This is a genomic window from Gibbsiella greigii (assembly GCF_039540155.1).
GTDB lineage: Bacteria > Pseudomonadota > Gammaproteobacteria > Enterobacterales > Enterobacteriaceae > Gibbsiella > Gibbsiella quercinecans.
Genome location: NZ_BAABEM010000021.1, coordinates 264500 through 279674, shown reverse-complemented (window position 1 = coordinate 279674; position 15175 = coordinate 264500). Strand labels below are relative to the sequence as shown.

The window sequence follows — 15175 nt, the reverse complement described above, 5'->3', positions numbered from 1 at the left end:
GGGTGTGCAGATGAGTAAATTTCCTAAAGCATTCAATCGCGTCAACCCAGCGTTAACCCAGGCGATCACGGATGTGGCAATCTCGCGGCGCGGCATGATGAAGCTGCTTTCCGCGGGCGTGGTCATGAGCACCGGCCTGTTGGGGTTCCCCGAGTTCGGTCTGGCGGCGGAAACCCCGGTTAAAGGCGGCAAGCTGCGTGCGGCGATGGCGAATGCTTCGGCCACCGACACGCTGGATCCGGCCAAGGGCAACAACAGCGGCGACTATACGCGCCAGTATATGTTCTATAACGGCCTGACCGAGCTGGATAAAAACCTGATCCCGCAGCCTGCGTTGGCGGCGTCTATCGACAGCAGCGACGGCATCACCTGGCAAATCAAGCTGCGTCCGGGCGTCACGTTCCACGACGGCAAAGCGCTGACCGCGCAAGACGTGGTGTTTTCCCTCAGCCGCCACCAGGATCCGGCGGTGGCTTCCACCGCCATTACGCTGGCCAAGCAGTTTGCCGCCGTCAGCGCCGTTAACCCCAGCGAAGTGAAGCTGGTGCTCGCCCAGGCCAACTTTGATCTGCCGGCGCTGCTGGCGACCAGCCCATTCCTGATCTTGCAAGACGGCACCAAAGACTTCACCAAGGCGAACGGCACCGGCCCGTTCATCTGCAAATCCTTTACCCCAGGCGTTGGCACCACGGGGGTGAAAAACCCCAACTACTGGAAGCCGGGCCTGCCGCATCTGGACGAGGTGGAACTGCTGGGTGTGACCGATCAGGCGGCGCGCGTGAATGCGCTGATGTCCGGTGATCTGCATATGATCTCCACCCTGTCGGCCAACGATGTGAAGCGCCTGAAACAGGCGGGCCAGTTCGGCATTCTCGAAAGCCGTTCCGGCATGTACACCAACCTGATCCTGCGCACCGATATCACCCCCGGTAGCAATGAAGATTTTGTGCTGGCGATGAAATATCTGCAGCCGCGTGAAATGCTGGTGAAAACCGTGATGCAGGGGTTTGCCACCGTAGCCAACGATACGCCAGTGCCGCCGTGGCACCCGATGTTCAACCAGGATCTGCCGCAGCGCCCGCTGGATGTTGATAAGGCCAAGTTCCACCTGAAAAAAGCCGGTATGGTCGGCGCGAAGGCGGAAATCATCACCACGCAGAATATTGAGGGCTCGGTGGAAGGGGGGCAGTTGATCCAGCAGTTCGGGCGCCAGGCGGGGATCAACTTCCAGGTGCGCCGCGTGCCGTATGACGGTTACTGGTCAACCCACTGGACCAAAGATCCGATCGGCTACGGCTCGATCAACCCGCGCCCAACCCTGGATATGCTGTTTTCACAGTTTTACCTCTCGGATGCGCCGTACAACGAATCCGGCTGGAAGAACCCGCAGTTTGATCAACTGGTGGTGGCGGCCCGCGGGGAAAGCGATCAGGCGAAGCGCAAGCAGATGTACGGCGATATGCAAAAGCTGATTTACGATCATTGCGGCACGCTGATCCCAACGTTTATCAGCTCGTTGGATGGGCACAGCAATAAGGTTAAGGGGGTGGAAGCCTGGCCATCGGGCATGATGATGGGCTACCGCTTCCATGAGTACGCCTGGCTGGCGGCCTGACGGCAAAAAGAGGAGAGGGTGATGAACAGATACATGCTGTTATTGATTGCCCGGCGCATCGGCACCGGCATCCTGACCCTGTTGATCGTGTCGGCGGTGGTGTTTTTCATTACCAGCCTGCTGCCTGGCGACGCCGCGCAGATGGTGCTTGGGCAAAGCGCCACGCCGGAAACGGTAGCGGCGTTGCGCCAGCAGCTCGGCCTGGATAAGCCGTTGCCGATACGTTACCTGCACTGGCTGGCGGGCATGCTGCAGGGCGATTTCGGCACCTCTTTCGCCAGCCATCTGCCGGTGGCCCAACTGGTGGCGCAGCGTATCCCCGCTACCTTTCAGTTAGCGGGCATCACCACGCTGGTATCGGTGCCGCTGGCATTGCTGATTGGTATTTCAGCGGCGATGAAGCGCGGTTCGCTGTTCGATCGCGCGCTGATGGTCGGCACCATGTCGGTGGTGGCGGTGCCGGAATTTCTGGTGGCGACCATCGCCGTACTGATTTTCGCCGTCAAACTGAAGTGGGTGTCGGCGATGTCGCTTGGCACCCCTTCACTGGATGTGATCAGCTATCTGCAAGCCTACGCGCTGCCGGTCTTGACGCTGTGCTGCGTGCTGGTTGCGCAAATGGCGCGGATGACCCGTTCGGCCATCATCAACCAGATGGACAGCCCCTACCTTGAAATGGCGCGCTTAAAAGGGGTATCGCCGCTGCGCGCGGTGCTGCGCCATACCTTGCCGAATGCCGTTGGGCCGATTGCCAACGCCATTTCGCTAAGCCTGTCTTACCTGTTTGGCGGGGTGATCATTATTGAAAGCATCTTTAGTTATCCGGGGCTGGCCAGCCAACTGGTGGATGCCGTCAGCAACCGCGATCTGCCGGTGGTGCAACTGTGCGTGATGCTGTTCGCCGCCTGTTATCTGGTGCTGTTGTTGGCCGCCGACATCCTGACCATTGCCTTCAATCCGAAATGGAGGGGCTAATGAAGACACTCACGCTACCGTGGCGTTTTTTGCTGTCGCTGAGCCCCAGCGGGCGTATCGGCCTGCTGATCACCCTGTTCTGGATCCTGATGGCGGTGTTTGGCGGTGCCCTGGCCCCGCACGATCTGGAAGGCATTGGCGCGGGCGATCTGTTTGGCGGCTTTAGCGCCCAGTTTTGGTTTGGCACGGACTACCTAGGGCGCGATATCCTTAGCCGCATTTTGTACGGCGCGCGCTACTCGATCGGCCTGGCGCTGGGGGCTGCGGTGCTCGCCAGTCTGATCGGCACGCTGTTGGCGTTGCTGGCAGCGATGGCCGGCCGTTGGGTGGAGGAGATCCTTGGGCGAATAAATGATGCGATGCTGGTGCTGCCGGGCAAGATCCTGGCGCTGATGGTGGTGGCGGTGTTTGGCTCCTCATTGCCGATGCTGATCATCACCGCCGTATTCACCTATTGGCCGGGCGCGTACCGTATCGCCTGGGCGATGGCCTCTTCGCTACGCTCCATGGATTATGTGCAAGCATCGCGCCTGCGGGGCGAAAGCCGCGCCTATATCGCCCTCCACGACATATTGCCGAATATGCTGCACCCGATGCTCGCCGACTTCGGCCTGCGCTTTGTGTATATCGTGCTGTTGCTGAGCGGCCTGAGTTTCCTGGGGTTGGGCGTGCAGCCGCCTTACGCCGACTGGGGAACGCTGGTGCGAGAAAATTTACCGGGGCTGTTTGACGGCTCACCTGCGGTGTTGATGCCGGCAATTGCCATTGCCAGCCTGACCATTGGCGCCAACCTGTTTATTGACAGCTTGCAGGCTATGCGGCCGCTCAAGCTGGCGAAGGGGGGGATATGAATATTATGCCACATGTCGCACAGCCGGCCGTTTTGGTTGAAAACCTGCGGGTGACCGCATTGGCCGACGATGGCCAGCAGATTGCGCTGGTTTCCGATATTCGCTTTAGCGTCCAGAAGGGCGAAGTGCTGGCGCTGATCGGCGAATCCGGTTCCGGGAAAACCACCATCGCCCTAGCGCTGATGGGCTATGCGCGCCACGGCTGCCGTATTGCTGAAGGCAACGTGCACATCGCCGGCGTTAACGTTACCCAGCTATCGCCCAAGCAGCAGTGTGCCTTTCGCGGCAACAAAGTGGCCTATATCGCCCAGAGCGCGGCGGCTTCTTTTAACCCGGCGATGAAAATTATCGATCAGGTGGTGGAGCCGGTGGTGATCCATGGCGTGATGAGCCGGGCCGCCGCCGAGAAAAAAGCGCTTGAGCTGTTCCGTGAGCTGGCGCTGCCCAACCCGGAAACCATCGGCCAACGTTACCCGCATCAGGTTTCCGGCGGCCAGCTGCAACGCCTGATGACAGCAATGGCGTTAATCACCGATCCGGAGGTGGTGATCCTTGACGAGCCGACCACCGCGCTTGACGTAACGACCCAGGTTGAAGTGCTCAAAGCGTTTCGCCGCGTGGTGCGCCAGCGCGGCACCACCGCGATTTACGTCAGCCACGATTTGGCGGTGGTGGCGCAGATGGCCGACCGCATCCTGGTGCTGTTGAAAGGCGCGATTGCCGAATATGGCGCCACCGAAGCGCTGCTGCGCGCGCCGGCGGCGGAATACACCCACCGCCTGCTGGACGCCGCGCGGCAGAAGGTGCGGCCGAGCAGTTGGCAACCGCAGGAAGGCATTGTTCAGCCGCTGTTGGAAGTGCGCGAACTGTGCGCGGGCTACGGCCCGTTGGACAAACACCAGCAGCCGAAGATAAAAATTCTCGACGATATCAACTTCAGGCTTTACCGCGGCCAGGCGATTGGCATTATCGGTGAGTCCGGCTCCGGGAAAACCACGCTGGCACAGGCAATCGCCGGCATGAACAAACCCTACCGTGGCTTTATGCTGTTTAACGGCAGCTATATCGACGGCGATATGCGCCAGCGGCCGGAAGACGAGTTGCGCCGCATCCAATATGTGTTCCAGATGGCGGATACCGCGCTCAACCCGGCGCACAGCATTGAGAAAATCCTTAGCCGGCCGCTGCGCTTGTTCCACGGCTTGCGCGGCGCGGCGCTGGAAGCGCGCCTGTTTCAACTGTTGGACTTGGTACGGCTGCCGCGCAGCGTATTGTGGCGGCGCCCCAGCGCGCTTTCCGGCGGGCAGAAACAGCGGGTTAACCTGGCGCGGGCATTGGCCGCAGAACCGGATTTGATCCTTTGCGATGAGGTGACCTCGGCGCTGGATACGGTGGTGGCTGCGGAGGTGCTGGATTTGATTACCGAGCTGCGCCGTGAACTGGGGCTGTCGGTACTGTTCATCAGCCACGATCTGCACGCAGTGCGCTCGGTGTGCGATGAGATTATCGTGGTGAAAAACGGCCGCATGGTCACCCAGGTGGTGCGCAGCGATTACGACAAACCGTCCAGCGAGCTTTACTATGAGCGCCTCAAGCGCGCGGTGCCGGAGCTGCGCCAGGGCTGGCTGGATGAATACGATGATAACGAGATCGCGCTGTAACGCGCGATAGCACCTTGGCGAACGGCCAATAAAACAATGAAAACAACGGAGTAATACAGCGATGCCAGCACCTATTCGATACGTACAGGACAGCCGGTATTTTCCGGAAGCGGCAGATGTGGTGGTGATTGGCGCCGGGATTGCCGGAACGGCCGCTGCGTATGAGTTGGCGAAGAAGGGCGTCAGCGTTGCGCTGGTGGAAAAGGGGCTGGTGGGCGGCGAACAATCCAGCCGCAACTGGGGCTGGTGCCGCCAGCAAAACCGTGATGAGCGCGAGTTGCCGCTGATCATTTATGCACTGCAACGCTGGGAGGCGTTAGGCAAGGAAACCGGCGAAGAGCTTGGTTTTCGCCGCACCGGCTTGGTCTATGCCACCGGCGATCAGCGCGAGATCGACGCCTGGGATAACTGGGGCAAAATGGCCAAAGCCTATGGCGTGCGCAGCGATATTTTAAACGCGCAGCAGGCCAAGGCGATGACGGCGGGCAGCACCAGCAACTGGCTGGGGGGCGTATCTTCGCCGACCGATGGGCACGCCGAACCGGCGCTGGCCTCCGCCGGGCTGGCGATTGCCGCCCAGCGCCTGGGGGCGAGCATCTTCCAGCAGTGCGCGGTGCGCGGGCTGGACATTTCCGCCGGGCGCGTCAGCGGGGTGGTGACCGAGCGCGGGCTGATAAAAACCAGCCGTGTGATCTGCGCCGGCGGCGCCTGGACTTCAATGTTCTGCCGCCGCCACGGCATTGATTTGCCGCTGGGCAACGTTATCGGCACCGCGTTTCGCACAGCGCCGATCGCGCAGGCCATCACAATGCCGCTTTATACGCCGTCGTTTGCCTGCCGCCCACAGTTGGACGGCAGTTACACGGTGTCGGTTTCCGGCCGGGGCCGCCTGGAACCCGGCGTGCAGGGGCTACGCTACGCCCGCCAGTTCTACCCGACATTCAAATCGCGGCGCAAGAACCTGAAAATCAATTTGGGCATCGGGCCATTCCTCAACGGGCCGGAATCCCCGGCGCGCTGGCAGTTTGACGGTCCGTCGCCGTTTGAAAAAATCCGTATTCTCGATCCTGCCGCCGATATGGCAATGGTGGAAGAGGGGCTGGCGGCGATGCGTAAAGAATATCCGGCACTGGCGAATATCCGCCTGGAGCAGGCATGGGGTGGCATGATCGACAGCACGCCGGACGCAGTGCCGGTGATCTCCACGGTGGAAAAACTGCCGGGGCTGGTGCTCTCGGCCGGGTACAGCGGACATGGTTTTGGTATTGGCCCCGGCGCCGGGCGTTTGGCCGCGGACTTGGCGACCGATGCCCAGCCGATTGTCGATCCCACCCCATTCCGTTACACGCGGCTGGTGGACGGCAGCGGCCTGGATACGCCGGGCATGATGTAAAAGAAGGGATGGATATGCAAATTGTTCCAATGAATGAAAGCCACCTGGATGCCGCCTTTGCGCTGACCCAGCGCCTGCAATGGCCGCATCGTCGTGAAGATTGGCAGCAGGCGCTACGCCTGGGGGAAGGGCTGGCCGCCGTTGAGGCCGGCCGGTTGCTGGGCACGGCGCTGTGCTGGTGCTGGGGCCGCGAATACGCCACGCTCGGGCTGGTGATTGTCGCCGATGAAGCACAGGGCCAGGGCTTCGGCAAGCAGCTGATGCTGGCGGCGCTGGATAAACTGCCGGGCAGCAACGTGCGCCTGCATGCCACCGAAGCCGGCCGTGGGCTGTATGAGACACTGGGGTTTGTCGCCACCGGGTGGGTGGAACAGCACCAGAACCGCGCGCTGGGGGCGGTTGAGCCGATCTCGCCGGCCGCCGGGCAACGGCTGCGCACCGCCGCCACGGCGGATATCGCGCAACTGGTGGCGCTGGATCGACAAGCGCACGGCCAGCACCGGCCTGAACTGTTTGCCTGCCTGGCGCACAGCGCCGAGCGCATCCTGCTGCTGGAACAAACCACGGGTATCGAAGGCTTTGCCTGCCTGCGTCGCTTTGGCCATGGCTATGCCATCGGCCCGGTGATCGCCCGCGATCTGTCGGTGGCCAGGGTGCTGGTCAGCCAGCTGTTAAGCGGCCTGAGCGGGCAGTTTGTCCGTATTGATACTGATGCTGACAACGGCCTGGGCGACTGGCTGAGCGGCCTGGGCATGGCAACGGTGGATGCGCCCACCATTATGGTGAAGGGAATGCCGTGGCAGCCTGAAGCAGGCGGCATGCGGGCGTTCGGGTTGATGACCCAGGCGATGGCCTGATGAATATCGTCTATAAATCGGCGCCGGAGCGCGGCTGCATCTGGCAGGAGGTGATTGCCCGCCTGCGGCCGCAGGCGCGTTTCTCCCTGTGGCCGGAGGTGGGCGACGCCAACGCGGTGGATTATCTGGTGGCCTGGCAACCGCCGGAAAACATCATGCAGCAGTTCCCCAATTTGAAAGTGCTGTTTTCCGTTGGTGCGGGCGCCGATCAGTTTGACTATGCCAGCCTGCCGGCTGAGCTGCCGGTGGTGCGTATGGTGGAGCCGGGGCTGACGGCGGGGATGGTGGAATATGTCACTTTTGCGGTGCTGGGCCTGCATCGCGATATGCCGCGCTACCTGCGCCAGCAGCGTGAAGGCTGCTGGCAGGCACACCCGATTATGCCGGCTGCCCGCCGTCGCGTCGGCGTGATGGGGATGGGGGAGCTGGGCGTGGCGGTGCTGAATACGCTGGTGTCGCTGGGGTTTGAGTGCGGTGGCTGGAGCCGCAGTCCAAAAGCGCTGCCGGGCGTGGCCTGCTGGGCCGGCGATGAACAGCTCGGCGATTTTCTGGCGCGCAGCGATATCCTGATCTGCCTGCTGCCGTTAACCGACAGCACGCGGGGCATCCTCAACCAGGCGTTGTTTGAACAACTGCCGCAAGGCGCCAGCCTTGTCCAGGCCGGGCGTGGCGCGCAGCTTAATCACGGTGATCTGCTGCGGGCACTTGACGCGCAGCAGCTTAGCGCCGCAGTGGTGGACGTGACCGCGCCGGAGCCGCTGCCTGCCGACCACCCTTTTTGGCGGCACCCCGCAATTTGGTTGACGCCGCATATCGCCAGCACCACCCAGCCGGAAAGCTCCGTGCGGGCGCTGCTGGAGAATATCCGCCGTTTTGAATGCGGCGAACCGATGATCGGCCTGATCGATAAACAGAAAGGCTATTGAATGCCGGCGGCGAAAATATATTTGCCTGATTTATTCGTATTTCAACAGTAAATGCCGCTAGCCCGTTTATTTCGGCAGCGCGGTGAAAATGCTTATTGTGATACTTCAACCTGAGGGGGTGCCTGGCGTATTGCCCGGCGCGGCCTGTTATCGTCACGTCGATGAGGAACCGAGATGCAAAATTTATTGGCAACAGAGCAGCAGACATTTTCTGATAATGCGTTATTCCTGGATGCGCGTGAAGAACATATTCCCCGCGGCGTCGTCACGGCGCATCCCGTGGTCATTGCCAAGGGCAAAGGCGCTGAAGTCTGGGATGTGGAAGGCAACCGTTATTTGGATTTTGTTGGCGGCATTGGCGTTTTGAACGTCGGCCACAGCCACCCGGCGGTGATTGCCGCGGTGACAGAGCAATTGCATCGGGTTTCTCATGCCTGTTTTCAGGTGGCGGCTTACCCTGGTTATATTGAATTGGCCAAGCGCCTGAATAGCCTGGTTGGCGCGGGTGAGGCATTTAAAAGCGTGTTCTTCACCAGCGGCGCGGAGGCGGTGGAAAATGCGGTGAAAATTGCCCGCGCCTATACCAACCGTCCCGGCGTTATTGCTTTTGACGGCGCCTTTCATGGGCGAACCTTATTAGGCTGCACCCTGACCGGTATGAGCCAGCCTTATAAACAGAACTTCGGCCCATTCCCCAGCGATATTTTCCATGTGCCGTTCCCCAATCCGCTTTACGGTATTTCCGAGCAGGACTGTTTAAACGCGCTCGATACCCTGTTCGCGGTACAGATCCTGCCCGAGCGGGTTGCGGCGATCATTATTGAACCGGTGCAGGGCGACGGGGGCTTCCTGCCGGCGCCGCCGGCGTTTATGCAGGCGCTGCGTGCGATCACTGAACGCCATGGCATTGTGCTGATTTGCGATGAAGTGCAAACCGGCTTTGGCCGCACCGGCAAAATGTTCGGCTTCCAGCATACCGGCATCGTGCCGGATCTGGTTACCGTGGCGAAAAGCCTGGGCGGCGGCCTGCCGATTTCCGGCGTGGTCGGCAAAGCGGCAATTATGGACGCCCCATTACCTGGCGGGCTGGGCGGCACCTACGGCGGTAATGCGCTGGCCTGTGCGGCCGCGCTGGCGGTGCTTGATCTGATGGAGCAGGGCAACCTGTTGGCGCGCGCCAATCAATTGGGGGAACGCTTGCACGCCCGTTTGCTGCAACTGGCGGATAAATATGCCTGCATCGGCGAAGTGCGCGGGATCGGTTTTATGCAGGCGGTGGAAATAATGGATTTTGACACCGGTAAGCCAGATGCGGCATTGACGCAGAAGATCCTTGATTGCGCTTGCCAGGAAGGGCTACTGCTGATCAAGTGCGGCCTGCATCGCAATACCGTGCGCTTTCTGGCGCCGTTGGTTACCAATGATTCACAATTGGAAGAAGCGCTGCATATTTTTGATATTGCGATGGCGCGTGCGACCGGCCGGCTCGGCTAGTATCCCCTTTATTATTGATATTACTAAGGTTATTTTTCAGCGGCTCTCGATGGGGCGAGCGGGTAAAACGCTGGCGCCGCAGGCTGAAAGCATGCTATACCATCGGGAGCGCGTGACAGTTCGGTAACTTTAGTAACATGAGGGGATGCTATGAACGGCTTGATGAAACTGGACCGTATCGACATCAACATTCTGGTGCAGTTGCAAAAAGACGGCCGCATCAGCAACGTTAACCTTGCCGATGCCGTTGGGCTTTCCCCCAGCCCTTGCCTGCAACGCGTCAAGCGGCTTGAAGCCGCGGGTTTTATCAACGGCTATGAAGCCCATATCAACCTCACCAAGATTACCGATTCGGTCACGGTATTTACCGAAGTGACGCTCGCCGGCCACCGGCGCGAAGATTTCCAGAAGTTTGAGAGCGCCATCCGCGAGGTGGAAACGCTGATGGAGTGCCATCTGATCACCGGCGGCTACGACTATCTGCTGCGTTTTATCACCCGCAGCATTGAACATTACCAGGAAGTGATCGAAGGGTTGTTGGATGCCAAAGTGGGTATCGACAAATACTTCAGCTACATCGTGATCAAATCCCCGATCCTGCGCAGCAGCGTGCCGCTGCGCTCGCTGATTGCCCGCCATTCGCCGGTTGAATATTAGGCTGTGTCCCGCAATAGTGCGTGAGTGCCGCGACCGGTGATAGCAAGGCTTTCGCCGGCGGCGGCAGAAAATTTCTTTTCGCGCGGTATTTCCCTATAAACGCGCTGTTAGCGCCCCCTGCTACGAAAATCCCCTTGGCGCGAACGCGGTAAACTCCTGTTATCTGCCGTTAAAATCGCCAGGAGCCAGCATGTTCACCCCGATTTTGCCCGCAGCCGCCGAGTGGCGGCACAACGGTTATCTGCTGAGTTTTGCCCCCGAATTGCTGGATGTGGATTGGGTGCATGAGCAACTCGCCCTGCATAGCTACTGGGCCAAAGGCCAACCACGCGAGATGACCTTGCGCTCGCTGGCCGGTTCCTTGCCCTTCGGCCTGTATACCCAACGCCAGCAGGTTGGCTTTGGCCGCCTGATCACCGACTACACCCGGTTTGCCTATCTGATTGATGTGTTTATCGCCAGGCCGCATCGCGGCCAGGGCCTGGGCGGTTGGTTAGCCGCCGCGGTGACGCAACACCCGGAGTTGCAAACCGTGAAGCGCTGGTTATTGGCAACCGCCGATGCCCATGAGGTCTACCGCCGTGCGGGCTGGCAACCCGTTTCCCAGCCTGAACGCCTGATGGAGTTCATGCCCATGCCACCCACAGAGGAGCGTTTATCGTGAGCTACCGCGTCGGCGTAGATATTGGCGGCTCGTTCACCGATTTTGCGGTGCTGGACGAGCGCGACAATACACTGCGCACCTTAAAAGTGTTATCGCGCCCCGATAGCCCGGGCAGTGAAATTACCACCGGGCTGGCCCAACTGCGCCAGCGTGACGGCATCCAACCGCAAGAGGTTCACTATTTCACCCATGGCACCACGGTTGGGGTTAACGCGGTGATCCAGCGCAAGGGCGTGCGCCTGGCGCTGTTCGCCACCGCCGGTTTCTGTGACGTGCTGGAACTGGCCCGCCTGAAGATCCCCCATATTCACGATCTGTTCTCACGCCGCGCCGCGCCATTGATCCCGCGCGATCGGGTGTTCCCGATCGTTGAGCGCACCGATCGCGACGGCAATGTCTTGCAGGCGGTGGATCGCCAAAGTGTGCTTGCCGCGGTCGATGCCGCCCGTGCCGCCGGTTGTGAAGGGATCGTCGTTGCGCTGCTGCACAGCTATCGCAATGCTGACCATGAGGCGCAGGTGCGCGCCATCGTGGCCGAAGCGGCGCCGGATTTACTGACCAGCTGTTCGGCGCAGATCTGGCCGATTATCCGTGAATATGAACGCACCATCACGGCGGTGATTAACGCGTATGTGCAACCGAAAGTGATCCACTATCTCAGCGCATTTGAGCATGCGCTGGCGCAGATGGGGGTGCCGGTGCCGCCGCGCATCACAAAATCCAACGGCGGGGTGATGGGCGTTAGCCAGGCCAAGGCGGAATGCGTGCAGATGGTGCTCTCCGGCACCGCCTCCGGCGTGATCGGCGCCGGCTACATTGCCGAGCGCTGCGGTTTTGCACGGTTGCTGAGCCTGGATATCGGCGGCACCAGCGCCGATGTGGCGGTGATCATCAACGGGCAGCCGGAGTACGGCAGCGGCGAGATCATTGGTGAGTTCCCGATCTATATCCCGTCGGTTTCGGTCACGTCGGTCGGCCAGGGCGGCGGCTCTATCGCCTGGCTGGATAGCTTGGGCGTTTTGCAGGTGGGGCCGGATAGCGCCGGTTCACTGCCAGGGCCGGTATGCTTCCAGCGCGGCGGCACGGCGGCCACGGTGACCGATGCCTTTGCCGTTTGCGGATTGATCGGCCATGGCGATCTTGGCTACAACGCGGTGCAGGTTGACGTGGCGGCGGCGCGCACTGCGGTGAAAACGCTGGCCGATCCGTTGGGGATCGGTGTGGAAGAGGCCGCGGAAAACATCATCGCGCTGGCGATTTCCAGCATGTACAGCGATACCAGCGGGCTGGTGTCGCGCTTTGGTATCGATCCGCGCGAGTTTTATTTCCTCGCCTTTGGCGGCGCGGGGCCGATGATGGGGTGTTTTCTGGCGCGCGAGCTGAATATGCGCGGGGTGGTGGTGCCACCGACGCCCGGCGTGCTTTCGGCGTTGGGCGGCCTGGTCGCCGATATTAAAAATGACTTTATTCGCACGCTCTACTGCGAACTGAATGTGCAAACCCTGCCGGTGTTGGCGAGCAAGGCGCAAGCGTTGCGCCTGGAGGCGGAGAGTTGGCTGGTGCGGGAATACGGCCGCGATCTGCCGCAGGCGTTGCAGTTTTCGGCGGAGATGCGCTATCGCGGGCAGTCGTTCGAAATCGACGTCCCACTGGAAGCCGCCTGGATCCAACAGGGCGATATTGCGGCGATCCGCACCGCGTTTGACCGCAGCCATGAACGGCTGTTCGGCCACCAGGATCCGCAGGCGGTGGTGCAGGTGATCAACCTGCGCTTGGTGCTTTCTTCCCCCACGCCCAAGCCGCAGTTGGCGCAGTTGCCGCCGGCGGAAAAGCCGGTTGCAGTATTGCGCCAGGTGGAGGCGTGGTTCGATGGCGGCTGGCGGCCGGTTGACCTGATAGCCCGCAGCGGGTTGCGCGCCGGCCATCGCTTCAGCGGCCCGGCAATTGTGGCGCAGGATGACTGCACGACCTGTATCCCGCCGGCGATGGACGTGAATGTCGATCGCTTTGGCAACCTGATTATCACCCCGCAAACGGGAGAGCAACATGGCGATTGACGGGCGTAACCTGCAAGTGTTGGCCAACTACTGTGCGGCGGCGGCCGATGCCATGGCCTTTACCCTGATGCGCACGGCGCATTCCACGTTTGTGAAAGAGACGGAAGACTTTTCCTGCCAGATCGTCAGCTGCGCCGGGCTGGCCTTTGCCTCGCCCCGCAGCTTTGGCGCGCCCTGGTACAGCGGCATCGACTATGGCCCGGTGTTGGCGCTGATTGATGATTATCAGGAAGGGGATATTTGTATTACTAATGATTCCTATGCCGGCAATGTCGCCACCCATACGCCGGATATCCATATCTGGAAACCGGTGTTTCACCAGGGGCAGATTGCCTGTTTCGTGGTCGGCCATATTCATAATACCGACGTTGGCGGCGCGGTGCCGGCTTCGCTGTCGCGCTCGCTGACCGAGATTGTGCAGGAGGGCATTCGCATTCCGCCGTTGAAAATCGTCGCCGGCGGCCGATTGAATGACGATGTGGCGCGAATTATGCGCCTGAACGTGCGTGCGCCCGCGCAGAACTGGGGGGATTTCAACGCCCAGATTGCCTCCGTCAATATTGGCGAACGCAAGATCCACGAGATTATTGCCCGCTTTGGCATTGATGATTTTCTTAACGGGGTAGAGGGCATTCTGGATTATGCCGAGCGGCAGGCGCGCAGCATTATCGCCACCATGCCTGACGGTGATTACTTTTATGCGGATTATGCCGATGAAGATGGCGAAGGGGGCTACCCCTGCCGCATTGCGGTAACGCTGCGGATACGCGGTGAGGCGCTTGAGCTGGATTATACCGGCAGCGATCCGCAACTGGCCTCATCCCTGAATATGCCGACCGGCGGCCGCGAGCGCCACCCGCTGGCGCTGGTGGGTGTGACGTATGTGCTGGCGACGCTTGATCGTTCGCTATTGCTGAATGCCGGCACCCTGCGCCCGACGCGCGCCATTTTGCCGCCCGGCACCATTATGAACTGCGAGGCGCCGGCGGCGGTGGGGATGCGCTCGCTGACCTGCGCGCTCGCGCAAATTGCCACCGTGGGGGCGTTTTCGCTGGCGATGCCCGAGCGGCTGCCGGCCAACTCGCCGGGTGGCAATTCGATTATCAACATCCGTACCGTCGACGGCACGGGCCAGGCGTTGGTTGCCTCGCTTGGCCCTGTGGGCGGTGGCGCCGGCGGCACGCCGAAGCACGATGGCCCAGACGGCTCGGGCGGCCTGTCGGCATTTTTGAAGAATACGCCGATCGAAATTAACGAAGCTGAAGTCCCGGTGCGTTTTCATCGCTATGGCCTGGTGTGCGATAGCGCCGGCGCCGGGGAATATCGCGGCGGGCTGGCGACCGAAATGGAGTTTGAAGTGTTTTCCCCTAACACCATCGTTACCGCGCGCAACCGTAACCGCTCACGCTTTTCCTCGGCCGGGGCGGCAGGTGGGCGCGCAGGAGCGACTTCCCGCTTTTACACCCGTTCCGCACAGGGGCAGATCCAGGAACATGGCAATACCGACGTGATCAAATGCGGGCCGGGGGATATTGTCAGTATCCGCGGGCCTGGCGCCGGGGGCTATGGCGCGGCGAAAAACCGCCAGCCGGCGGCGGTGCTGAACGATGTGCGCTGTGGTTTTGTCTCGCCGCAGGCGGCGCAGCGCGATTACGGCGTGGCGATCAAACAGGGTGAAATTGATCCGCAGGAAACCGCCCGGCTGCGTGCGGCGATGCCCGGCGTGGGGGGCGAGCACTTTGACGTTGGTGCAGAACGCCGGGCGTTTGAAACGCAGTGGAGCCGTGCGCGTTATCAATTGCTGACCGAGTTTCTGGCTGCGGTGCCGGTTACCTGGCGCCATTTCCTCAAGCACCAGGTGTTTGCCGCCGTGCAGGCCGGTGAGTTTGCCCATCTGCCGCTGGCGGAACAGATGGCGGCGCTGTTTGCTGAGTTGCGGCGGCGCTTCCCGGCTTTAGTGCAACGCAACGGCTAGATGGGGACGGGGGAACATTGGGCATAAAAAAAACCAACCGTAACAGGTTG

At 61.0% G+C, this 15175-nt stretch carries 12 protein-coding genes; all 12 read left to right on the top strand.

From position 1 onward, the window contains the following. Positions 1-10: 10 nt before the first annotated feature. The 12 genes from AC559G_RS15635 (at position 11) to AC559G_RS15580 (ending at position 15125) form a co-directional block, all read left to right on the top strand. Entirely contained in the window at positions 11-1615 is a 1605-nt protein-coding gene (locus AC559G_RS15635) for an ABC transporter substrate-binding protein (RefSeq protein WP_498913159.1), read from the top strand. Between the two features lie 21 nt (positions 1616-1636). Next, positions 1637-2590 (top strand): ABC transporter permease, encoded by a 954-nt coding sequence (locus AC559G_RS15630; RefSeq protein WP_095845150.1) that lies wholly within the window; start codon positions 1637-1639, stop codon positions 2588-2590. Then, positions 2590-3441, top strand: coding sequence for an ABC transporter permease (locus tag AC559G_RS15625; RefSeq protein WP_498913158.1), 852 nt, complete (start codon positions 2590-2592; stop codon positions 3439-3441). Before AC559G_RS15630 ends, AC559G_RS15625 begins: the two co-directional genes overlap by 1 nt. After that, a complete protein-coding gene (locus AC559G_RS15620; RefSeq protein ID WP_498913157.1) occupies positions 3438-5102 on the top strand; it encodes an ABC transporter ATP-binding protein in 1665 nt (554 codons plus the stop codon). The genes AC559G_RS15625 and AC559G_RS15620 overlap by 4 nt, the downstream gene beginning before the upstream one ends. A 61-nt stretch (positions 5103-5163) precedes the next feature. Further along, positions 5164-6495: an NAD(P)/FAD-dependent oxidoreductase gene (locus tag AC559G_RS15615; RefSeq protein ID WP_498913156.1), complete on the top strand. Its 1332-nt coding sequence runs from the start codon at positions 5164-5166 to the stop codon at positions 6493-6495. Between the two features lie 8 nt (positions 6496-6503). Beyond that, positions 6504-7352, top strand: a complete 849-nt coding sequence (locus AC559G_RS15610; protein WP_498913155.1) for a GNAT family N-acetyltransferase — start codon at positions 6504-6506, stop codon at positions 7350-7352. Next, a complete protein-coding gene (locus AC559G_RS15605) occupies positions 7352-8278 on the top strand; it encodes a 2-hydroxyacid dehydrogenase (RefSeq protein ID WP_498913154.1) in 927 nt (308 codons plus the stop codon). Before AC559G_RS15610 ends, AC559G_RS15605 begins: the two co-directional genes overlap by 1 nt. A 174-nt stretch (positions 8279-8452) precedes the next feature. After that, positions 8453-9772, top strand: coding sequence for a 4-aminobutyrate--2-oxoglutarate transaminase (gene gabT / locus AC559G_RS15600; protein WP_462615617.1), 1320 nt, complete (start codon positions 8453-8455; stop codon positions 9770-9772). Between the two features lie 150 nt (positions 9773-9922). Then, positions 9923-10429, top strand: a complete 507-nt coding sequence (locus AC559G_RS15595; protein WP_095845142.1) for an Lrp/AsnC family transcriptional regulator — start codon at positions 9923-9925, stop codon at positions 10427-10429. Positions 10430-10619: 190 nt separating this feature from the next. Further along, a complete protein-coding gene (locus AC559G_RS15590) occupies positions 10620-11093 on the top strand; it encodes a GNAT family N-acetyltransferase (RefSeq protein ID WP_498913153.1) in 474 nt (157 codons plus the stop codon). Beyond that, entirely contained in the window at positions 11090-13150 is a 2061-nt protein-coding gene (locus AC559G_RS15585) for a hydantoinase/oxoprolinase family protein (protein WP_498913152.1), read from the top strand. The genes AC559G_RS15590 and AC559G_RS15585 overlap by 4 nt, the downstream gene beginning before the upstream one ends. Beyond that, on the top strand, positions 13140-15125 hold the full coding sequence (locus tag AC559G_RS15580; RefSeq protein WP_498913151.1) for a hydantoinase B/oxoprolinase family protein: 1986 nt from the start codon (positions 13140-13142) through the stop codon (positions 15123-15125). Before AC559G_RS15585 ends, AC559G_RS15580 begins: the two co-directional genes overlap by 11 nt. Positions 15126-15175 lie beyond the last annotated feature (50 nt).